Source organism: Rhizobium sp. Leaf321 (assembly GCF_001423215.1).
Lineage (GTDB): Bacteria > Pseudomonadota > Alphaproteobacteria > Rhizobiales > Rhizobiaceae > Neorhizobium > Neorhizobium soli.
In genome coordinates this window covers 383,998-405,563 of the sequence record NZ_LMOF01000008.1, presented here as the reverse complement: position 1 = coordinate 405,563, position 21,566 = coordinate 383,998, and the positions used below count along the sequence as shown (strand labels likewise).

Here is a 21,566-nt window from a genome sequence, read left to right as displayed (position 1 = left end):
TCCTGCTGGACGCGACGACATCAGGGAGAACGTCACATGGTATTCAAACATCCGCAGTTTAACGAAACCGCGCCGGAGATCGAAGTCGAGTTCCCGGCTTACGCCCAGCTGGAAGGCAAGGTCGCCGACGCGCTTGCCTCGGCCGGCGGCATTGATGCAAGCGAAGTGACCGTCACCGTCACCGGAACCTCCATTGCCCTCGCAGGCCGGGTCGCCGACGCCCGCGAGATCGCCCGCGCCGAGGAAGTGGTCCGCAGCGTTGAAGGCGTGACCGAGGTGCGCAACAGCATCACCGCCGAAGCCGGCAGCCATCTCACCTGAGGGTTCGAAAGCCTTCAATGCAAAAAGCCCGGAAGCAGACGCTTCCGGGCTTTTTTGTTGGCTGAGAGCAGGCCGCCTGAGCGACTGCCGCTTAACGCGGCAGCGCGTAGGCGATGACGTAGTCGCCGGGTGTGGTGCCGACCGAGCCGTGGCCGCCTGCGACCATGACGACGAACTGGCGTCCGTCCTCGACCGCGTAGGTCATCGGCGTCGCCTGACCGCCGGCCGGAAGCCGGGCTTCCCACAGCGTCTTGCCGTTCTTCAGGTCATAGGCACGCAGGTAGTTGTCGACGGCGGCACCGAGGAAGGCAACGCCACCCTTGGTGATCATCGGGCCACCGATGCCGGGAACGCCGACCTTGAACGGCAGCGGCAGCGGGGTCATGTCGTGGACAGTACCGTTGCGATGCTTGTAGGCGGTCTTGCCGGTGCGAAGATCGACGCCGGCGACATAACCCCATGGCGGTGCCTGGCAAGGAATGTTCAACGGACCGAGGAACGGACCCATCAACACGCCGTAAGGAGCGCCATCATTGCGGTTGAGACCCTGTTCCGAACCCTTTTCGTCCTGACCCTTCGCCGGGATATCCGCACGCGGAACCAGCTTGGAGGTAAAGGCGAGATAGGTCGGCATGCCGAACATCACCTGGCGTTCGGGATCGACTGCGACGGAGCCCCAGTTGAACGTGCCGAAATTGCCGGGATAGATGATCGAACCGTTGAGCGACGGCGGGGTATAGCGACCCTCGTAGTTATACTGGTGGTACCAGATGCGGCACACCATCTGGTCGAGCATCGAAACGCCCCACATGTCGCTTTCCTTCAGCGGCTCCGGCTTGAAGGAGACGGCCGAGGTCGGCTGGGTTGGCGCAGTGAAATCCTCCGGGATGGCACCCTTTGGAGCAGGCTCCTCGGTGATCGGGAAGACCGGCTCGCCCGTGCGACGGTCAAGAACGTAGATGTCGCCCTGCTTGGTGGGGCCAACCAGCGCCGGCACCACGGAATTGTCCGGGCGCGACAGGTCGATCAACACCGGCTGGGCCGGCACGTCCATGTCCCAGAGATCGTGATGCACCGTCTGGCGAACCCAGCGGTCGGCACCGGTATTGATGTCGAGAGCAACGATCGAGGACGAGTATTTCTCGACGCTTTCCGAACGGTTCATGCCGAGCTGGTCGGGCACCTGGTTGCCGAGCGGGATGTAGACGAGACCGAGTTCCTCATCGACCGAGAACACCGACCAGCTGTTGGGCGAGTTGGTCGTGTAGGTCTGGCCCTCGGGAAGCGGCTGGGTCTGGCTCGGATTGCCCGAATCCCAGTTCCAGATCAGATCGCCGGTGTTGACGTCGAAGGCGCGGATGACGCCGGACTGTTCCTGCGTCGAGTAGTTGTCGTTGACGGCGCCGCCGATGATGATCTTGTTGCCGACGATCGCAGGCGGCGATGTGGAATAGTAGTAGCCGGCCGGATTGTGCTGCATGCCGGTTTCCAGACGCAGCGTGCCGTTCTGCGCAAAGGCCGGGCAGACCTGACCGTTGGCCGCATCAAGCGCGATCAAACGGGCATCGGATGTCGGAAGATAGACGCGCTCGGCGCATGCGGAACCGGCAGCGGCCGCCTGGTCCTTGTAATAACTGACGCCGCGGCAGGTCTGGTGCTGGCGGTCCGGGTTCATGCCGGAATTCGGGTCGTAGCGCCACTTCTCCTTGCCGGTCGTCGCATCGAGCGCGATGGCGAGATTGTGCGGCGTGCAGAGATAAAGCGAGCTGCCGACCTTGAGCGGCGTGACCTGATAGGTGGTCTCGCCCACGTCGTCCGGTCGCTTCACGTCACCGGTCTGGTAGCGCCAGACTTCCGTGAGGTTGGCAACGTTGTCCACATTGACCTGGTCGAGCGGCGAATAGCGCTGGCCATAGGGGGTGCGGCCATACTGGTGCCATTCGCCATCCGGCACATCACCGCCGAGCTTCGGGGCGGCTGCGACCGACTGGTCCGGCAGCTCGCCGCTCTGGTCGTAGGGATCGAAGAACATCGAGGCGACGGCGACGACCACGGCAATGACCGAGGCGATGGCCAGCGGTACGGCACTGGCGCTGTATTGCATGCCGGATGGGCTGAGAAAGCCGAGCGGCTTGCGGATCCACGGTGTCAGCAGCCAGAAGCCGAGGACGATGATGAGACCGCCGCGCGGGCCGAGCTGCCACCAGTCGAAACCGACTTCCCAAAGCGCCCAGACGAGCGAAACGATGACAATACCGGCATAGACATGCAGTGCCGCGCGTTTCTTAAGGAAAAGCAGAATGGCGGTCAGCACGAAGGCAAGGCCGCAGATGAGATAATAAACGCTACCCCCCAGCATGACGAGCTGTCCGCCGCCGATGGCGAGAGCGAGCCCGAGCAGGGTGAAGATGATGGCGGTGATCTTGAGAGCCATGGTGGTTTCCGTTCCGAACTGAAGACGGGCATTATAGGTGGCAAGCCGGACATTCAGCCGGTGTCGCGTGGTAATCTAGCGCTCTCCGGAGATGTTCAAGATACGATACGGAATGCCAGCCGTGCAGAAGTGCGAGAACAAACGGGCGCTCTGCTCGTTCGGAAAGAGAACGCCGCAGCGATCGACGGCGACCCACTCAAACAGGGATTGCAAGCACAGCCATGGCATATGAACTTTACTACTGGGACGGCCTGCAGGGTCGCGGCGAATTCGTCAGACTGGCGCTGGAAGACGCCGGTGCGGACTATCTCGACGTGGCGAGAACCACGGACGGGTCCGAAAAGATGATGAATTACCTGAAGGGCAGCCAAGCCTATCCCGACCTGCCATTCGCTCCGCCGTTTCTGAAAGATGGCGAGATCGTCGTCTCGCATGTCGCCAACATCCTGCACTATCTCGGCCCGAAGCTCGGGCTTGCTCCCGATGACGAACGGTTGCGTGTGTTTGCGCAGGGTCTGCAGCTGACGATCACCGACTTCGTGGCAGAGGTTCACGACACCCACCATCCGATCAGCACCGGGGACTATTACGAGGATCAGAAGCCGGAGGCCAAGGCGCGCACAAAGGCGTTTCTTGCGCAGCGGGTGCCAAAGTTTCTCGGTTATTTCAACGGCGTGATCGGATCAAACCCGACCGGCGAAGGCTGGGCTGTCGGCGGCGCGATCACCTATGTGGACCTGTCGCTCTTCCAGATCGCCGAAGGGTTGACCTACGCTTTCCCGCGGGCGATGGCATCGCTGGACAGCCGGTATCCGAATGTGGCGAGACTTCGCGACGCCGTCGGGAAAAGGCCGAGGGTCGCTGCCTATCTCAAATCGGAGCGCCGCATCGCTTTCAACGAGAGCGGTATCTTTCGCCACTATCCCGAACTCGACGAGGATCCGGCATAGGCGCTTTGGCGCCTTGACGTTTCTGGCTAGATAAATGCGAAGACAGGAGCGACCGTGGCTATCATGATCGCGGTCGCGATCAGTACGAACTTCATGTCCTTGCGCTCCTGAGCATTGATGGCTGCCTCTTCGGGCAGCCGCGTTTGAATGACGATCGGGGTTATCTTGCTTCCTCCCCCAGTTCCTGAAGGATCTGGTGCCGTGCGCGATTGAGACGGCTCTTGACCGTTCCAACAGCGCAGCCGCAGATTTCGGCCGTTGCCTCGTAGCTCTCACCGAGAATGGCAACCAGCGTCAGTACCTCGCGGTAATGGGGAGGCAGCTTTACGAGAGCGTCGCGAACTTCCTTCGCCCTGATTGCCATTTCCTGCGAAGCAGCTATCGGCGTATCGCCCGACACGTTTTCTTCGAGCCCTGGAGCCTCGCGGCCTAAAATCTTGGATCGGGTATAGAACGTGTTGCGCATGATGGTGAAGAGCCAGGACTTCAGCCGCGTGCCGCGCTCGAACTTGTCGAGGTTGGCCAGCGCCTTCATCAGTGTTTCCTGCACGAGATCGTCGGCATCCGTCGTATTGCGGCAGAACGTACGCGCGAAGGCACGAAGCGCCGGTATAAGCTTCACGATATCTGCCCGCGCAGGATCGCCATTCAACTGTGATTCAGACACCGTTGCCTACCTCTCCCAAGTCTCGACGGCCGGATTGACTTCTGCAAACGCGTGCCCCTTCATTTTGGTTCCGCCCTCTCAACCCCACCCGGAGATTGCCGGCAGATCACCTTGAAAATATGGGGCTCTTGCCGGCCTGCCGGAACAAACTGAAGCAGCAAGCCGTTTTTTCAGCATCATCGGCAACGCCAAGGAGGGAATGTCATGAGCTTTACCGACAAAACCAACGACAACGACCAGAACAGCGCCCAGAGCGACGAGTGGAAGGCCAAGAAGGCTGAGCAGTCGGCGCGCGAAAAGGGCAGCGACGCTGACCTCGAACAGCAGCTCGACGAGGGCCTGGAAGATACGTTTCCGGCAAGCGATCCGGTCGCCGCAACAATAACGTCCATTCCGGCCGGTACCCCGGAGCCGCCAAAGAACTGATACCGACCCGGACCATTGGAACAAAGTGGGCGGCCTCCGAATAGGAGGTCGCCCTTTTTCATTCTTCGCTGTGACTTTTTCGGGATATCCGAAATTAATCTTATTGGTATAAGAGGTTTCTAAAGGGCTCGGGAATGCGGGCGAAAGCGTCCGGCAGAGGGTGTTTTCGGTGGCGGTGACGTCAGAGGTCGGAATGAAGAAGCAGAGCAAGCCGGTGGAAGAAAAAGACGCGAGTTTCGGACGCAGCGTCAACCGCAAGGTTTCCGTTCTGTTGGCGGAGATCGAGAAGGAAGACGTGCCCGATCGCCTGCTCGGTCTTGCCCTGCAGCTTCAGAAGGAATTGTCCGAAAAGCTCGACGGTAAAGGCAGCTGACCGCCTGACCTCGAGATGAGCGCCCGCCGGCGCATGCGCGAACATCTGATCTGCGGACCAACCGCAAGCTGTCGCCCCATCTCGACCTTTTTCACAAATATGTGAGGAACTTTCAGCTTCTGCTTTGGTTCATTGGGTGCGAATTCGACTCTCAAGGAGATCCACCATGGCTAAAGACAAAACCCTCGAAGACCTGTTCTACGAAACGCTGAAGGACATCTACTACGCCGAGCGCCAGATCGTGAAAGCGCTGCCGAAAATGGCCCGCGGTGCCCAGGATCCGAAGCTGAAGGCCGCTTTCGAGACCCATAAGGAAGAGACCGAAGGCCAGATCGAACGCCTGAAGCAGGTTTTCGAACTGATCGGCAAGCGCGCTCAGGGCAAGACCTGCGACGCGATCGAAGGCATCCTGTCCGAAGGCGAGGAAATCCTCGAAGAATTCAAGGGCACATCGGCTCTCGACGCCGGCCTTCTGGCCGCTGCACAGGCAGTCGAACACTATGAGATCAGCCGTTACGGCACGCTGCGCACATGGGCGACCGAACTCGGCCTGAAGGACGTAGCAAAGCTTCTCGACGAGACGCTTGCCGAAGAAAGCAAGACCGACGAAGCGCTGTCTGCACTGGCACAGTCCACCGTCAACGCCGCTGCCAAGAAGGCAGCCTGATCGCGCAGCGACAGACGCCCGGTCACCAGATCGGGCGTTTCTTCGCGAACGTGACGCCAGAAAAACGAAAAGGTCCGGCACATGCCGGACTTTTTTGGATTGAGTTGCGACCAGCGACATCGGCGCCCGGACTATGGCCAAAACAAAAACGCTCCGCAGTCCCACAGGATTGCGAAGACGTATGAATGACTTGGCAGCCAAAAAAAACGGTGTCAATCAGCTATGGTAAGCGGCTTTCGGAATGCCGGATTTCGGCAGCATTTCGATCGGAGCCATCTTTCCATCCACACCAAGCCTGCGGAAAACTCCGGCATGGAATCGTCCACGCCGCAGCAGCTGGACCTTCGCCGCCTCCACGGCAAGTTCCACTGTATGGAAGTACGAAGTTGAATGTACCCCGTCAATTACATAGACCCAGCCCGTTGCGTCTGGAACAATATCGCAGTAGTTTTGCATTGCAGCGTCTCCTCCCGGCGGTCTCGAACGCGTAACTCCTCGAATAGTTCCGTCCGGTCGGTTGTTTGTGCCAACACGATTTGAATCAATCGAATTTCTGTCGTGAAATCCATGGAACTTATTCCCAACAAGGTCGTTTCGGCTTTTGGGTGAATGGAGACAAAGATGGCTGATTCCGAACAAGACTGGATCAAGCACCGCGCGTATGCGCTCTGGGAGGAAGAGGGGTATCCTTCAGGCAAAGATACGGAGCACTGGGAGCGCGCCAAACTGGAGTTTGCGACGCTGAAGCCGACTGCGTCGGCACCGGCCGCCCACGAACAGCCTGCAGCATCCGCGCCGAAACTGCCCACCGCAAATGCCAAGGATTCCACCGCCAAAGCAGCTAAGCCTGCCAAGTCAGCGGCGGCGGGGTCCGAAAAATCGAAAAAAGCGCTCGCCTCCGAGGCCTCAAGCGAAAAGAAGTCCGTGCCGGTTTCTCCGGCCCCGGTTCCCGCGGGCAAACAGCCTGCCAAGAAGCGGTCCCGATAGGCCGGGCTGGCCTTTGACGCCAGCCGGGTCACGCAGACAAGAGCGGACATGACGGGCCGCGGCAGTCTCTGCCGCGGGGTAATCATTACATCTGAAAGACGGCAATGGCTTTTGCGTATTCGTGTATTTCTCTGACTGGTTTCCCCATTTCGGCGGTCGCTGACACAGGTCTCCCCTCCGGCACTGATGTGAAATGGCATGGACAAGGGTGGGAGTTGGCATGATGGACGCGTACGGCCCCTTGGATGGCCCCATCGAAATAGCATCAGTTGATGACCCGGTTGCCAGTCAGAGTACTGACCGTTCGCACTCGTCGGACGCCGTTCCCGGGCGTAGCACGCAGCGGAGCCTTGGGGGACGCAGTGGGGAAAATTTCGCGATGAAAGTATTGTCGGTCACCTCGGAAATCTTCCCGCTGGTCAAGACCGGCGGATTGGCCGATGTGACAGGATCGCTGCCGAAGGCGCTTGCTGCCCTCGGGATCGATACCATAACGCTCATTCCGGGTTATCCGAAAGTGATGGCCCAGGTAAGCTCCGGCGTGACGCCGCTTGCTCTGTTCGACGACCTGCTCGGTACCCGCGCGTCGCTGCTGCATGTGAAAATCGAAGGCCTGAACCTGTTCGTGCTCGACGCGCCGGAACTCTATGACCGGCTTGGCGGACCTTATGTCGACGAGCATGGCAACGACCACCACGACAACTGGCGGCGCTTCGCAGCTCTGTCGAAGGCTGCGGCGGAAATCGCCGGTGGGCTTCTCCCGGGTTTCGTACCCGATGTCGTTCATACCCATGACTGGCAGTCGGCGATGACGTCGGTCTACATGCGCGAAATGGGCTGCGCCATTCCGAGCGTGATCACCATCCACAATATCGCGTTCCAGGGGCAGTATTCCGCAGACATCCTTCCCGCGATCGGCCTTCCCAGCTCGCTGTTTTCAATCAACGGGATCGAATATTTCGGTGGCATCAGCTACCTGAAGGGTGGATTGCTGACAGCCGACGCGATCACCACGGTCAGCCCCACCTATGCCAGGGAGATCCTCACGCCGCGTTTCGGCATGGGCCTTGACGGTGTCCTGAACGAGCGCGTGACCGTGTTGCGCGGCATCGTCAACGGCACAGACCTCGACATCTGGGACCCGGCAACGGATCCGCATATTCCGCGCAATTACGATGTCTCCTCGCTGAAGCGCAAGCGCGACAACAAGACCGTATTGATGGAAAAGTTCGGGCTCGACCCTGAAGGCAACGGACCGATCTTTTCCGCCGTCAGCCGCCTCACCTGGCAGAAGGGTTTCGACATGTTCGCCGATACGGCGGACGAGGTCATCCACAATGGCGGTCGTATCATCGTGTTCGGCCAGGGCGACAAGGATATCGAACAGGCGCTGCTGGATACGGCTGCGCACTATCCCGGCAAGATGGCCGTCCACATCGGCTACGACGAACCGACCGCGCATCTCATCCATGCCGGTTCGGACGCGATCGTGCAGCCATCGCGGTTCGAGCCGTGCGGCCTGACGCAACTCTACGCGCTTCGCTACGGCACCGTGCCCGTCGTCTCGCGCACCGGCGGGCTGTCGGAAACCATCATCGATGCGAATGATGCGGCGATGTCGGCACGGGTTGCGACCGGCTTCCAGTTCCACCCTGTGACGACCGACGGACTGCGTCTCGCGCTGCGCCGGGCCATGCACGCCTACCAGGAACCGAAAATGTGGGCCCGGCTGCAGAACCAGGCGATGAAGGCGAAATTCTCATGGGAGCGCAGCGCCCAGCAATACGCCACCGTCTACACCAACCTGGTGCGCAAGGCCGGCAACTCCTCCGCGGATCGACGAGCGAGCTACTGATCCGGCAGGTGCCGTGATCGGCACCTGCGTCGTTTGATTCCTTGACGAACACGGCGCACACAGCGTTCGGCTAACGAGAACCGCAGGTCTCAGACCGACCGCGTCAAACCACCGTCCACCTTCAGGTTCTGCCCGGTGATGTACCCGGCACCTTCGGATGCCAGGAATGCCACGGTTGCGGCGATTTCCTCGCTTGTGCCGTAGCGCTTCATCGGCACGCTGTCGCGCCGGTCATCGGTTGCCGGCAGGCTGTCGATCCATCCGGGCAAAACGTTGTTGATGCGCACATTGTCGGCCGCATAGGTATCTGCAAAGATTTTCGTAAAAGCGGCGAGCCCGGCGCGAAACACCGCCGATGTCGGGAACATCGCGGACGGCTCGAAGGCCCAGGCGGTCGAGATATTGACGATCGAGCCCGACTTCTGGGCCTGCATGATCGGCGCCACCAGCCGCACCGGACGGATGACATTGAGCAGATAGACATCGAGGCCGGTATGCCACTGGTCGTCGGTGATTTCGACGATCTGCGCACGTGGTCCATGGCCGGCGCTGTTGACCAGCACGTCGATCCGTCCCCATGCCTCCATAGTCGCATCAACGAGCCGCTTCAGATCGTCGTTGGACTGGTTGGAGCCGGTGATGCCGAGCCCCCCGAGTTCCTGCGCCAAGGCCTCGCCCTTACCTGAAGAGGATAGGATCGCTACCTTGAACCCATCAGCCGCGAGCTTCTTCGCAGACGCCGCTCCCATACCGCTTCCGCCCGCTGTGACGATCGCTACCTTTTCTGCCGACATACTGTGCTTCCCTCCCTGCATCGTGGTGTGAACAGAGACATAGCATGAGGAAAAGCTGTCATCGAATGAGTTCGGCTGAAGGCTGGTGAGTTCTGCCCTTGGGGCATACCACCCAAACGAAAAACCCCGCCGGAGACCGGCGGGGCTTGGAGATCAGAGTATTCAGGCTGCCATCACGGACGGCGGAACAGTGCCAGGCTGCGGCCTTCGAGTTCGAAGTCCCGTTCCTTGGTGATCACGAGACCCTTCTTGGAATAATCCGATGTGGTCATCTCCAGCACCCAGCCACCTTCGCCGAACTGCGGGATCTGGAACGGCACGTTGCCTTCGAACGGGTTGAACAGCAGCAGCACGTCGTGCCAGATGCCTTCTTCTTCCTTCAGGTCGCCACGGCCAATGTAGAGACCGATCGTCGAGCCTTCGTCCCACTGTTCGGAGGTCTGGAAACCACCGCCGGCGTTGAACCACTTGATGTCCATGCCATCGCGCCAGTTCTCGCGGCGCAGCAACGGCTGCTCGTGCCGGAGCTTGATGATCTGGCGGGTAAACTCGCGCAGCTGCTCATTGCTTTCCGGCAGGTTTTCCCAGGCAACCCAGGAGATCTCGCTGTCCTGGCAGTAGCCGTTGTTGTTGCCGAGCTGGCTGCGACCGAACTCGTCACCGGCCAGCAGCATCGGCGTGCCGTGCGAGAACATGAGCGTGGCGAGGAAGTTGCGCTTCTGGCGCTCACGCACCGCGTTGATGCCCTCGTCTTCCGTCGGGCCTTCCTCACCGTAATTGTAGCTACGGTTGTCGTTATGGCCGTCGTTATTGTCCTCGCCGTTCTCGTCGTTGTGCTTCTCGTTGTAAGAAACCATGTCGTTCAAGGTGAAGCCGTCATGGGCGGTGATGAAGTTGACGGATGCCCAGGGACGACGACCGCGCTGATCGTAGAGATCGCCGGAACCGAGAAGGCGCGCCGCAAAGTCCGTCGAGACGTTGTCGCCCTTCCAGTATTCGCGCACCGTATCACGGTACTTGTCGTTCCATTCTGCCCAGCCGGGCGGAAAGCCGCCGACCTGGTAGCCGCCCGGACCGATATCCCAAGGCTCGCCGATCAGCTTGACCTTGGACAGGACCGGATCCTGCGTGATGGCATCGAAGAAGCCACCGCGCTCGTTGAAGCCTTCCGGCTCGCGACCGAGAATGGTGCCAAGATCGAAGCGGAAGCCGTCGATATGCATCGCTTCGGCCCAGTAGCGCAGGGAGTCGGTGACCATCTGCAGTACGCGCGGATGCGAAGTGTTGACGGTGTTACCGGTGCCGGTGTCGTTGATGTAGTAACGATGCTGGTCGGGCATCGTGCGGTAGTAGGAAAAGTTGTCGATGCCCTTGAACGACAGGGTCGGTCCAAGCTCGTTGCCTTCGGCCGTGTGGTTGTACACCACGTCGAGAATGACCTCGACGCCGGCATCGTGGAAGTTCCGCACCATCTCGCGGAAACCCTGGATGCCCTTCGGTCCGAAGTAGCGCGAGGCCGGCGAGAAGAAGTTGAGGGTGTTGTAGCCCCAGAAATTCTTCAGGCCACGATCGAGCAGGTGCTGGTCATCCGGGAAGGAGTGGACCGGCAGCAGCTCCACCGAGGTGATGCCGAGGTTCTTGATGTAATCGACCGTCGCCTTGTGGCCCATGCCTTCGTACGTGCCGCGCAAGTCGATCGGAACGCCGGGATTGAGCTGGGTAAAGCCCTTCACGTGCGTTTCATAGAGGACTGTCTGTGGCCAGCTGATCTTCGGACGGTTGTTGTCGTGCCAGTCGAAATTCGGGTCGATGACGACGCCCTTCGGTGTATAGGGACCGCTGTCGCGTTCGTCGAAGGTCAGGTCCTTGTCTTCGGCAAGGAGGTCATAGGCAAAATGTGCCTCGTTCCACTCAACGTCGCCGAACAGTTCGCGTGCATAGGGGTCGATCAGCAGCTTGTTGGGGTTGAAGCGATGGCCGTTTTCCGGGTCATAGGGGCCATGGACGCGGTAGCCGTAGAGGGCGCCGGGCTTCAGGCCGGGGATATAGCCGTGCCAGATCTCGTGGGTGTATTCCGGCAGCTCGAGGCGGGCGATTTCCACCTTGCCGCTCGGGTCGTACAGGCAGAGTTCAACGCGCTCGGCATGCGCCGAGAAAATCGCGAAGTTGACGCCATCGCCGTCGTAATTTGCACCCAGCTGCAGCCAGGAACCCGGGTGAACGACAAAGTGGCTCGATTTCGTATCCATATTTCCCCGCTGGTCATACCAATTGAAACTTTCGCCTATAGAAGGTGCGAGGCTGCAATTCGTTCCAGAGGCCCTGCAATTTAGGAGGTTTCGCAAGTTGCCCGCGAAATTTTGAGGGCGGCACGCGTTTCCGGATGGGCCGCCTCCCCTATCTCTCTGTTGGTACCCATAACAGCAGGGAGAAGACCATGACGACCATGTCCCCGGAAGAGCTCGAAGGCCGGCTGAACGCGCATCGCGAACTGATGATCGATCTGATCGCTGCAATGATTGGCGGCGAGCTGACGACCACCCGTTTCGTGCAGCGGCTGCGTGACGACGCTACATTCAAGGACAACGAGGAAGATCCCGGTTTCTCCCCCGATGGTGCCTTCGCGATCGAAAACGCCATGGCCCGCGAAGTGCGCTCGGTGCTGGAAGCGGCACGTGCAAGGGCAGAAGCCGACAAGAGTTAATCAAATTTTATGAATAAGGCCGTTTCGCCGCATTTGTGGCCATTTCGTGGAACCATGATTCCGTATCGCAGTTGATAGGCTTTAGGAGTGTGGCGGGAGGCAATCATGGTCAAGGAATGGATCGAGGCTGCAGGTTTTGTGATGGTCATTGCGGCCTGTTACATGATGGTCGTTCCGATCTAGCGATCGACCGGTCATCCGATTGACTGACACCAGCGACACATGACTGTGGCTGGCCTCTTCGCTGACGCCAACCTTTTATCGGCGAGACTTCCTGTGAGCTTGGCGCGTTCGAGTCGTTCAGTAACGTAATATTACATCGTGTAAGATCTGGAACGAAATGACACCGGTCGGGTTGGACATCCAGTGACCGGGCGAAAAACCTTGTGTTCACGACGGGAGATCCATCATGCATCACGTTCTGACAATGCTGAAGAACCGGTTCCTTTCGCATCGCAGCTTCGGCCATCCAAAGCATCTTGCGGCCAAAAGCCCGCAAGAGCTTAGGGTCCTTGTGCCCGATGCCGTCGTACTGCCGCTTCCCAGAACAGCGCGAGAGGAGATCAGTGTCCCCGCGTCTATCAATGGCAGGGATCTCTCGACTGGCCGCCTTTAACCGGGCCGGCCCACGACAACAGTCCATGACAATAAAAAGGAGTGAAACATGGCTGACATGAAGTCCGCTTCCATCCTGATTCTTGCAACCGACGGCTATGAGCGCTCGGAGCTCCGGTTTCCGCTCGATGAACTGCGCAAACGTGGTGCTGACGTGAAGATCGCTTCGATCAAGTCTGGAGAGATCAGAAGCTGGGACGAGACCGACTGGGGTGACTCTGTCGCGGTCGACCTTGAAGCGAAGGACGTCAAGGCAAGCGATTTCGATGCGCTGGTTCTGCCCGGCGGACAGATCAATCCCGATGTGCTGCGCAAGGATGAAACGGCGATCAGCGTCGTGCGAGATTTTGTGGCGAGCGGCAAGCCTGTTGCTGCCATCTGCCATGGTCCATGGCTGCTGATCGAGGCGGATGCCCTGCGTGGCCGCAAGGCGACATCCTACCCGTCGATCCGGACCGACGTTCGCAATGCAGGCGCGTCCTGGCAGGACGAAGCCGTGGTCTGCGATAACGGCATCATCACATCGCGGTCACCCGACGACCTGCAGCAGTTCGTCGACAAGATCGTCGAGGAAGTCAACGAGGGCCGTCACAACAGACAGGCCGCTTGATTGCAGAATGACTGGTAACGAAAGCCCGCTCCGCCATGGTCGGTGCGGGCTTTCTCTTGTCTGCGTGCCATGAGATCATACGCTGGCTGATGGAGCGAGAACCGGTCCGGTCAGGTCTGTTCCTGCTTCAGGAATGCCAGAAGCCGGCGCTCGTTCATGCGCAGACCACGGCGGCCGTCCGTCGGCAGGGTCTTCGCGTTCATGATCTTTTCGAGCGGCGAGACATCCTCGGCAAGGCCCAGGATCTGCGGATGGATATAGCTGGTGCGGCAGACGGCAGGCGTGTTGTGCAGCGCTTCGGAAGCCGCGTTGCACAGTGCCTTGATCTTGGGGCGGTGTCCGTCCTCAGCCATTGTATTCCAGGCTGACATGAAGGCTGCGAGGCTTCCGCCCCAGGTGCGGAACGTCTTTGCCGTGACCGGAAAGCCGGCGGCCTTGGCGAGATAGGCGTTAAGCCGGCCAGAATCGATCGGTCGCGGCGTACCGTGTTCATCGGGAAACGAAAACAGCTGGCGTCCCGGAAGGTCGGCGACGTCTTCCAGGATACGTTGCAGACGCGGATGTTTCAGCGTGTGCTGCACCCGCTTGCCACCCTTGGCGGTGAATTTCAAAAGGATGCCGTCGCCGGACAAAACCATGTGCCGCTTCAGAAGCGTCGTTGCGCCATAGGTGCGGTTTTCCTTGGCATAGGCGCGGTTGCCGACCCTCAGATGTGTCATGTCCATCAGCGCCACAAGTGCGGCGATCACCGCCTCGGACTTGTCGAGACCATGCGACAGATCGCGGGCAGCTCTGGACCTGATGCGCGGCAAGGCCTCGCCAAACTGGGCAAGCTGGTCGAATTTGCGCTCGCTGCGGAAATTCTGCCAGTCCGTGTGATAACGATACTGCTTGCGGCCGCGGCTGTCATAGCCGGTTGCCTGCAGATGGCCGCTGGCATCGAGACAGATCCAGACGTTTTCGTAGGCTGGCGGCAGTCCGAGTGCGGAGATGCGGGTATGGTGGTCATCCTCAACCAGCAAGCCACCATCCGGCAACCGATAACTGAACCCCTTGCCGCGTCGTTCCCGCCGAATGCCGGGTTCGGTATCGTTGACATAGGTGAGGCCGATCGTCTTGAGAGACTCGACGTCAATTTCAATGGTGCTGACTAACGTATCCATAACCGCTAAACTGAGATGGATATCGCTTCGTTCCCACGCATTGAAACACCCAGAGAACTTAAAGAGGGACGTCGCGCAAGCCTTCCGAAGCGTCCGGGCGCTCCAGGTTGGCACGCGGTACCGTCATCCGCCAGACCAGGCCGCCGGGCCGGAAATCAATATCGACAGTGCCGCTGAATGCTGCGGTGGCGTGGCGCTTGATGATGGTCGTGCCGAACCCGGTGCGGGTGGGCGGCTTTACCGTCGGGCCGCCGCTTTCTTCCCAGACCAGAAGTAGGTTCACACCACGGCTCTCGCCGTCTCCATCCGAGACGGTCTCCTCGGCGATATCGCTCCATGAGATCCGTACCGTACCATGGGGTACAGACAATGCGCCGTATTTGACGGAATTGGTGGCGAGTTCATGCAGCACCAAGCCGAGATTCTGAACTGCACCCGCCTTCAGCACAAAATCCTCGCCCTGGATCTGGACGCGGTCCGCCGCTTCCGCAAACGTGCTCATGTGGATCTCGACGACCCGATGCATCGGAACACCGCCCCATTGCTCTTCGGCGAGAGCCTCGATCGATTTCCCCAGCCCCTGGAGGCGGGTGCTGATTGCCCTCTGGAACTCGTCCATCGGCGTATCCTTGCGTGCCAGCTGGCGCATCATAGCCTGGACAAGCGTGAGGATGTTCTTTGTCCGGTGAACCAGCTCGTGCAGGATGAGATGGATACGGTCTTCTGCCTGGCTTCGGTCGAACGAAGCGTTCGAAAGCGCGACGGCGATCTGGTTCGCCTCGGTGATCTTGGTCTCCACCGGCGAGACGATTTCGCCCTTGCCGATCCGTTCGGCCATGTCGGCGATCTGCCTAATCGGGATCCGCAGCTGCCAGGCGACGAGGTAGGCGACGACCATGGCTATGGCGAGAAAGACGATGCCGCCCGCAACGAGCTGCCGCCAGGTGGAGATAATGTTTTCCTGCGCGGACGCGATCGGCCCCCAGACGACGGTCTTCCAGGCCCAGCCGGTAATCTGCGCATAGCCGTACATCTGTTTGCCCGCACCATCGACATCTTCGATCGTGCCGCGAAAACCGGTCATCAGCCGCAGAGTTTCGCTGGGAAACCTGGCGCCCTCCGCCATCTTTGCGGCACCGACCGAGGTGACGACCTGACCGCTGCCATCGAGGACCGCGGCAGACCAGCCATCCGGCAGGCCATCGACGGACAGTAGCTTTTGCAGATCCTCGGCATTCTGCGTGATGATCATCGCAGCGCCCGAGGCGTTTGTCTTCTCAGACAGCGGCATCGCGACGTTGAAGACCCACTTTCCGCTGGTCGTGCCGCGAAACATGCTGGAGGCTTCCGTCAAGCCGCTGCGCAGCATGGATTCGAGCGCTGGCATGTTAGCGGTCTTGCCGAGCGGCGTGTCGAACGGGACGCGGGTATTCAGCCGAAGCTGTCCGTCCCGGTCTGCGACGATCACGAAAAGCTTGGTGGAACGCAGGCTCGACCGGGTCCGCTCGTGGAAGGCGCGAAGGTCACCGGACTCCAGCTCGGGAGAACTGACCAGCAGGCGCAGCGTCGTTGCCATGTCCTGCAGCTCGCGGTCGACCGCACGAGCGATCATCTGGGCGTCTTCTGCCGTATTCGACGAGAGCATGTCCCGTTCGTGCTCTTCCAGCTGCAGCATGAGAAAGGCGCCGAAGACAAGCAGCGGCAAAGCCACGCCCACGACGAGCGCGATCAGATAAGCCCCGATCGGTGCCGTCGGGAAGAGCCGCGCAAACCTAGCCATCCCGCACGACCGTTGCGCGGGAAGGTTGGCAGGCAGCAGAGCCGCCGCGCTGGTGATCCATTCGTAGCCCCGTCCCTTGGCTTTGAAAGCAACGCCATGAGTTTTAGCGGCTTTTGGAACACTGGCCAAGGACTTGGTGATGCGGCCGTCACCTTTCCGTCGAATATTCGAATATTCAGTGCCGCGAGATCGCCGCAAGCAGCGACGTTGCCGGCATGACCAGCGGCCCAATTCCATCGGCAACGACGGTTTCCGGCACCCGGTGGATCACAAACCCGGAAATGCCAGGTGCTTCGACCTCAGACGCGCTCAGATTGGCACGCAGTTGCACGAGACGATCCGACAGCTGCCAGTCGATTGCGATTGTCTCCGGCGCCGAGGCAAGAACGCGACCGACGCTGTGAGGCATGCCGGAAAGCCCTGGAACCACGTGCTCGCGCCGCTTTCCGATCAGATCCCGGATCTTCCCGTAGGCGGCAGAGCCCTCCGCCGTGTCGCGACGCTCCCAGCGCAGTTTCGATTTCTCGAACGCTTCCGGCGCATTCGGATTGTCCAACTGCCAAGGTTCTGTGACGCCTTCCGGCAGGCCGCCGAATTTTTCCGCCTCGATCAACCGGTTGGCCCAGGTGGTCATGGCGATGTCGCCCTCGTATTCGGCAAAGAACGCGAACGGCTGCACTTCCCCATATTCCTCGCCCATGAACATCATCGGCACCTGCGGCGACAGAAGCAGCATTGAAGTCATGACGTCGAGAAGCCCCGGCTCCGACAGGGAGATCAATCGTTCGCCATGGGCGCGATTGCCCACATGATCATGGTTCTGCAGGAAGTGGATATACGAGGTAAGCGGCGAAGATCCGCCCGCGTCCGCGTCTGACCTCGCGTCTTGCTCGTCATCGTCCTGCGACGGCATGCCGCCATGCGCGAGGCAAGCGGCGAGCTTGGCGACCGGCTGCGCGGCAAAAGGTCCGGCATGGCCCACGGCCTCGCCTGTCGCGATCACATGTGCGGCGTGGTAGGCGTCGTTGTTCCATCCGGCCACAAACGCATCCGGCGTACCGCCACGTTCCGGGTTGCGCAGGATGGCGCGATGGTCCTCCATCACGAGATGGCGCCGCCGACCCGTCGTTTCGGAATGAACGCGCTCTGCAAGTTCGACGAGAATGTGCTTCTCTGACGTTTCATCCAGGATTTCGTCCACCGCATCGATGCGAAGGCCATCGAGATTGAACTCTTCCAGCCAGTAGAGCGCGTTTTCGATGAAGAAAGCACGCACGGCTGGTTGGGCAAAGTTGATCGACGGACCCCACGGCGTGATAAACTGCGGATCGAAGAAAGACGGGATGTTCGAGACGATCAGGTTTCCAGCCGGGCCGAAGTGGTTGTAGACGACATCCAGCATGACCGACAGGCCGACCCGGTGGGCGGCATCAACGAAAGCCTTCATGTCATCAGGCGAACCGTAGGCGTGGTGCGGGGCATACGGGAGCGCGCTGTCATAGCCCCAGCCGCGATCGCCCGGAAATTCGCTGACCGGCATCAGCTGAATGACAGTGAAGCCGAGATCGGCAAGGTCGGCGAGACGCGACGCTGCGGCGCGAAACGTGCCCTCGGACGTGAAGGTGCCGATATGCATCTCGTAAATCACAGCCTCTTCCCAGGCATGCCCCTTCCAGGCCGGCATGTTCCAGCGGTAGAAGGCCGGATCGACGATCATCGAGTGGCCATCGACGCCACCGTCCTGCGCTCGCGATGCGGGATCCGCGAAGGCCTTACCGTCGGGCATGACGAACTGGTAGGGCGTGCCGGGCTCGACGCCCTCGACGGTCAGCGTGAACCAGCCCTGCCCGGCCGGCAGCATTTCGCGGTTGCGGCCGGCGATGCGGAGGCGCAGGCGCTCGATGTCCGGCGCCCAGAGGCGGAACAGAACGCTGTTTTCGCCGACATGTTCGGCACCCCAGGATTTGGGGAAGGATCGGCGCACGGGCGCGCCGGACGAGACGTGGCCGGAAGCGGTCCGGCGCGAATCGTAGGGCGTGAAATCGCGGGTCAGCGACATGGCATCTCTCCCTTGTTTCAGTCACAAGGGAAACACGGGGCGGACAGGAATAGTTCCCTATTGCCCCGTAACGACCGGATTCGGGATAGGAAAATTGTCTTTTGTCAAGTCAATTTTCTGGCCCGATCATGGACTTAGCCGATGCGGTTGCCGCTTTCCGGATCAAACACGACGGCCTTGTCGAGATTGAAGGCGAAGCGGAATGTCTGGCCAAGCGTGACCGGTACTTCGGCGCGAGCGCGTCCCGTGAAACTCACCCCGTCCATCCGACCGGTCACGAACGTGTCGGAGCCCGTCGGCTCGACCATAGTTACCTGCGCATCAACGAATGCAATCGCATGCGCCGTCGGATCGGCAAGGCCGGAATCGGTGATCGCTTCGGGGCGCAGGCCGAGAATGACATCCTTGCCCGCGGGCAAAGCAGACGTCACTGTTGGCGGCACGGCAACCGTCGTCGAACCGCCGAACAGGGCGACGCCGTCGGAGACGACCTTGCCCTTCAGCATGTTCATTGCCGGCGAGCCCATGAAATCGGCGACAAACAGGTTGGCCGGCAGATTGTAGATTTCGGCCGGCGTTCCGACCTGCTGTACGATGCCTTCCTTGAGGACGACGATCTTGGTCGCAAGCGTCATCGCCTCGATCTGGTCGTGGGTAACATAGACGATCGTCGCATTGGTGTTCTGGTGCAGCGCCTTGATCTCGGCCCGCACCTCGACGCGCAGCTTTGCATCGAGGTTGGAGAGCGGTTCATCGAACAGGAACACGCGCGGCTTGCGCACCAGCGCCCGGCCCATGGCGACGCGCTGACGCTGGCCGCCGGAAAGCTGGCTCGGACGACGCTTCAGGAGATGCTCGATCTGCAGGGTCTTTGCCACGCTTGCGACGGCCGTTTCCCGCTCCGCCTTGTCGATGCCGCGCATCTCCAGCGCAAACGCGATGTTTTCCTCCACCGTCATGTTCGGGTAGAGCGCGTAGGACTGGAACACCATGGCGATATCGCGCTTGGACGGATGCAGGTCTGTCACCACCTCGCCATCGATGACGATGTCACCCGATGTCGGCGGCAGCAGGCCGGCAATCGCGTTGAGCAGCGTGGACTTGCCGCAGCCGGACGGGCCGACCAGCACGAGAAAGCCGCCCTTTTCCAGATCGATGTCGATGCCCTTGAGGATCTCGACATTGCCGATCTTCTTGCGGATATTCTTGATCTCGAGAAAGCTCATGTTGGATCAACCCTTGACTGCGCCGGCCATCAGGCCACGCACGAAATAACGTCCGGCGACGACATAGACGAACAGCGTCGGCAATGCCGCGAACACAGCGGCGGCCATGTCGACATTGTATTCCTTGACGCCGGTGGAAGACGAAACGAGGTTGTTGAGCGCCACCGTCATCGGCGAGGCCTCGCCCGACGAGAAGGAGACGCCGAACAGGAAGTCGTTCCAGATATTGGTGAACTGGTAGATGACCGTGACGACGATGATCGGGCCGGAGCTTGGCAGCAGGATGCGCCAGAAGATCTTGAAGAAGCCGGCGCCATCCATCATCGCAGCCTTGACCAGCTCGTCCGGAAACGCCTCGTAATAGTTGCGGAAGAACAAGGTGGTGAAGCCGAGGCCGTAGACCACATGGACGAACACGAGGCCGGCGGTGGAATTCGACATACCCATCGCACCCAGCAGACGCGCCATCGGGATCAGCACCGCCTGGAACGGGATGAAGCAGGCAAACAACATCATGCCGAACACCAGCTTGTGGCCGGGAAAGCGCCACTTGGTGAGAACATAGCCGTTGAGCGCGCCGAGCAGCGTTGAGATGGCGACAGCCGGAACCACCATTTTCAGCGAGTTCCAGAAATAGCCCTTGATGCCGACGCAGGAGACGCCGATGCAGGCCTCGCCCCAGGCCTTGACCCAGGCGGCGATGGACGGATCGGACGGCAGCGCCAGCATGTCGCCGCCGCGGATCTCATCCAGCGACTTCAGCGACGTGGTAAGCATCACATAGAGCGGTAGCAGATAGACGGCGGCAAGGATGATCAGTGCGCCATAGATGAAATAGCGGACGGTGCGGACCGACCCGGCGCTGACATTTTCAGGGATCGCGCTCAATGGTTCTTCTCCCGAAGCTCGGAATAGAGATAGGGGACGATGATCGCGGTAATGCCCATCAGCATCATCACGGCGCTGGCCGAGCCCACATTCATCTGGTTGCGGGTAAACGTGTAGGAATACATGAAGGTGGACGGAAGTTCGGTGGCATTGCCCGGCCCGCCGCCCGTGAGCGCGATGACAAGGTCATAGGACTTGATCGCCATATGAGCGAGCACGATGAAGGCCGACAGGAAGACCGGGCGCAGCATCGGAATGATGATGCGGCGATAGATCGAGACCGTTGAGGCGCCGTCGATCTGGGCCGCCTTGACGATCTCGCCGTCGATGCCGCGCAGGCCGGCCAGAAACATCGCCATGATAAAGCCCGAGGCCTGCCAGACGCCGGCAATGACGACGGTGTAGATCGCCATTTTCGGGTTGACCAGCCAGTCGAACTTGAAGCTTTCCCAGCCGAGATTGTGCATCGTGTTCTCAAGCCCGAGGCCCGGATTGAGGAACCACTTCCAGGCCGTACCTGTCACGACGAAGGACAGCGCCATCGGATAGAGAAAGATCGGCCGCAGAACGCCCTCGGCGCGGATGCGCTGATCCATCAGGATCGCGATGAAAAGCCCGATCGCCGTGCAGAGCACGATGTAGAGAACGCCGAAAATGGCGAGGTTCTGCATCGCCACATACCAGTTGGGCTGCGACCAGAGCCGGTAATAGGCATCGAACCCGCCCCACTTGTAGATCGGCATCATCTTCGACGTGGTGAACGACAGATAGACGGTCCACAGGATGAAGCCGTAGACGAACACCAGAATGATGGCGAAGGACGGCGCCAGAACAAGCTTCGGCAAGCCGTTGCGCAAACCATCGGCCATGGACCGCCGCGGCCTGGTCGGCGTCACCATCGGAGCCGGTTCGATTGTCGTCATGGGGGATCTCCGGATGCGAATAGAGACGTTTGAAGGTGCGCCAACAAAAACACCCCCTCTGGCCTGCCGGCCATCTCCCCCACAAGGGGGGAGAAAACCTGTGGGCACCCACCGACCAAATCGG

Annotated in this window: 20 protein-coding genes; 9 read left to right on the top strand and 11 right to left on the bottom strand. The window is 60.3% G+C overall.

From position 1 onward, the window contains the following. The first annotated feature begins 36 nt into the window (after positions 1 to 36). Positions 37 to 321 (top strand): BON domain-containing protein, encoded by a 285-nt coding sequence (locus ASF70_RS18975; protein ID WP_062461431.1) that lies wholly within the window; start codon positions 37 to 39, stop codon positions 319 to 321. A 91-nt stretch (positions 322 to 412) separates the two neighbouring features. On the opposite strand, the gene ASF70_RS18970 is transcribed toward ASF70_RS18975, so the two are convergent. Beyond that, positions 413 to 2,755 carry a glucose/quinate/shikimate family membrane-bound PQQ-dependent dehydrogenase gene (locus tag ASF70_RS18970; protein ID WP_062581965.1) on the bottom strand — a complete coding sequence of 781 codons (2,343 nt, stop codon included), beginning with the start codon at positions 2,753 to 2,755 and terminating at the stop codon, positions 413 to 415. Positions 2,756 to 2,976: 221 nt separating this feature from the next. On the opposite strand from ASF70_RS18970, the gene ASF70_RS18965 reads away from it, so the two are divergent. Further along, positions 2,977 to 3,705 carry a glutathione S-transferase gene (locus tag ASF70_RS18965; protein ID WP_062581963.1) on the top strand — a complete coding sequence of 243 codons (729 nt, stop codon included), beginning with the start codon at positions 2,977 to 2,979 and terminating at the stop codon, positions 3,703 to 3,705. A 160-nt stretch (positions 3,706 to 3,865) separates the two neighbouring features. Here ASF70_RS18965 and ASF70_RS18960 read toward each other — a convergent pair whose 3' ends face one another. Then, the gene (locus ASF70_RS18960; protein WP_244474083.1) at positions 3,866 to 4,372 is read right to left on the bottom strand and encodes a sigma-70 family RNA polymerase sigma factor; all 507 of its coding nucleotides are present in this window, start codon (positions 4,370 to 4,372) and stop codon (positions 3,866 to 3,868) included. Between the two features lie 204 nt (positions 4,373 to 4,576). Here ASF70_RS18960 and ASF70_RS18955 point away from each other — a divergent pair, with 204 nt between their 5' ends. From ASF70_RS18955 to ASF70_RS18945, 3 genes are all read left to right on the top strand, one after another. Then, positions 4,577 to 4,798, top strand: a complete 222-nt coding sequence (locus tag ASF70_RS18955) for a hypothetical protein (RefSeq protein WP_062581961.1) — start codon at positions 4,577 to 4,579, stop codon at positions 4,796 to 4,798. A gap of 193 nt (positions 4,799 to 4,991) precedes the next feature. Continuing rightward, complete coding sequence (locus ASF70_RS18950; protein ID WP_062461446.1) at positions 4,992 to 5,171, top strand: hypothetical protein; 180 nt, start codon at positions 4,992 to 4,994, stop codon at positions 5,169 to 5,171. A gap of 166 nt (positions 5,172 to 5,337) precedes the next feature. Beyond that, complete coding sequence (locus ASF70_RS18945) at positions 5,338 to 5,838, top strand: ferritin-like domain-containing protein (RefSeq protein ID WP_062461448.1); 501 nt, start codon at positions 5,338 to 5,340, stop codon at positions 5,836 to 5,838. Between the two features lie 216 nt (positions 5,839 to 6,054). Here the strand turns inward: ASF70_RS18945 and ASF70_RS24065 are convergent, their stop codons facing one another. Further along, positions 6,055 to 6,294 carry a hypothetical protein gene (locus ASF70_RS24065; RefSeq protein WP_139283771.1) on the bottom strand — a complete coding sequence of 80 codons (240 nt, stop codon included), beginning with the start codon at positions 6,292 to 6,294 and terminating at the stop codon, positions 6,055 to 6,057. A 165-nt stretch (positions 6,295 to 6,459) separates the two neighbouring features. Here ASF70_RS24065 and ASF70_RS18940 point away from each other — a divergent pair, with 165 nt between their 5' ends. Both ASF70_RS18940 and glgA read left to right on the top strand, forming a co-directional pair. After that, positions 6,460 to 6,825, top strand: coding sequence for a DUF2934 domain-containing protein (locus ASF70_RS18940; RefSeq protein ID WP_062461451.1), 366 nt, complete (start codon positions 6,460 to 6,462; stop codon positions 6,823 to 6,825). 379 nt (positions 6,826 to 7,204) lie between these two features. Further along, on the top strand, positions 7,205 to 8,680 hold the full coding sequence (gene glgA, locus ASF70_RS18935) for a glycogen synthase GlgA (protein WP_062581959.1): 1,476 nt from the start codon (positions 7,205 to 7,207) through the stop codon (positions 8,678 to 8,680). A gap of 89 nt (positions 8,681 to 8,769) precedes the next feature. Here the strand turns inward: glgA and ASF70_RS18930 are convergent, their stop codons facing one another. After that, the gene (locus ASF70_RS18930) at positions 8,770 to 9,474 is read right to left on the bottom strand and encodes an SDR family oxidoreductase (RefSeq protein WP_062581956.1); all 705 of its coding nucleotides are present in this window, start codon (positions 9,472 to 9,474) and stop codon (positions 8,770 to 8,772) included. Positions 9,475 to 9,647: 173 nt separating this feature from the next. Further along, complete coding sequence (glgX, locus tag ASF70_RS18925; protein WP_062461460.1) at positions 9,648 to 11,723, bottom strand: glycogen debranching protein GlgX; 2,076 nt, start codon at positions 11,721 to 11,723, stop codon at positions 9,648 to 9,650. Between the two features lie 188 nt (positions 11,724 to 11,911). Here glgX and ASF70_RS18920 point away from each other — a divergent pair, with 188 nt between their 5' ends. Both ASF70_RS18920 and ASF70_RS18910 read left to right on the top strand, forming a co-directional pair. Beyond that, a complete protein-coding gene (locus ASF70_RS18920; protein ID WP_062581954.1) occupies positions 11,912 to 12,178 on the top strand; it encodes a hypothetical protein in 267 nt (88 codons plus the stop codon). Between the two features lie 664 nt (positions 12,179 to 12,842). Then, entirely contained in the window at positions 12,843 to 13,403 is a 561-nt protein-coding gene (locus ASF70_RS18910; RefSeq protein ID WP_062461469.1) for a type 1 glutamine amidotransferase domain-containing protein, read from the top strand. A gap of 110 nt (positions 13,404 to 13,513) precedes the next feature. On the opposite strand, the gene ASF70_RS18905 is transcribed toward ASF70_RS18910, so the two are convergent. From ASF70_RS18905 to ASF70_RS18880, 6 genes are all read right to left on the bottom strand, one after another. Then, positions 13,514 to 14,539: a DNA topoisomerase IB gene (locus ASF70_RS18905; protein ID WP_062583059.1), complete on the bottom strand. Its 1,026-nt coding sequence runs from the start codon at positions 14,537 to 14,539 to the stop codon at positions 13,514 to 13,516. An 85-nt stretch (positions 14,540 to 14,624) separates the two neighbouring features. After that, positions 14,625 to 16,346, bottom strand: coding sequence for a sensor histidine kinase (locus ASF70_RS18900; RefSeq protein ID WP_062581949.1), 1,722 nt, complete (start codon positions 16,344 to 16,346; stop codon positions 14,625 to 14,627). Between the two features lie 175 nt (positions 16,347 to 16,521). Beyond that, positions 16,522 to 18,405: a malto-oligosyltrehalose trehalohydrolase gene (gene treZ / locus ASF70_RS18895; RefSeq protein WP_062581947.1), complete on the bottom strand. Its 1,884-nt coding sequence runs from the start codon at positions 18,403 to 18,405 to the stop codon at positions 16,522 to 16,524. 134 nt (positions 18,406 to 18,539) lie between these two features. Beyond that, complete coding sequence (locus ASF70_RS18890; RefSeq protein WP_062581944.1) at positions 18,540 to 19,631, bottom strand: ABC transporter ATP-binding protein; 1,092 nt, start codon at positions 19,629 to 19,631, stop codon at positions 18,540 to 18,542. 6 nt (positions 19,632 to 19,637) lie between these two features. Beyond that, on the bottom strand, positions 19,638 to 20,519 hold the full coding sequence (locus ASF70_RS18885; protein WP_062461481.1) for a carbohydrate ABC transporter permease: 882 nt from the start codon (positions 20,517 to 20,519) through the stop codon (positions 19,638 to 19,640). Continuing rightward, positions 20,516 to 21,418 (bottom strand): sugar ABC transporter permease, encoded by a 903-nt coding sequence (locus ASF70_RS18880; RefSeq protein WP_062461963.1) that lies wholly within the window; start codon positions 21,416 to 21,418, stop codon positions 20,516 to 20,518. Before ASF70_RS18880 ends, ASF70_RS18885 begins: the two co-directional genes overlap by 4 nt. Positions 21,419 to 21,566: the final 148 nt, after the last annotated feature.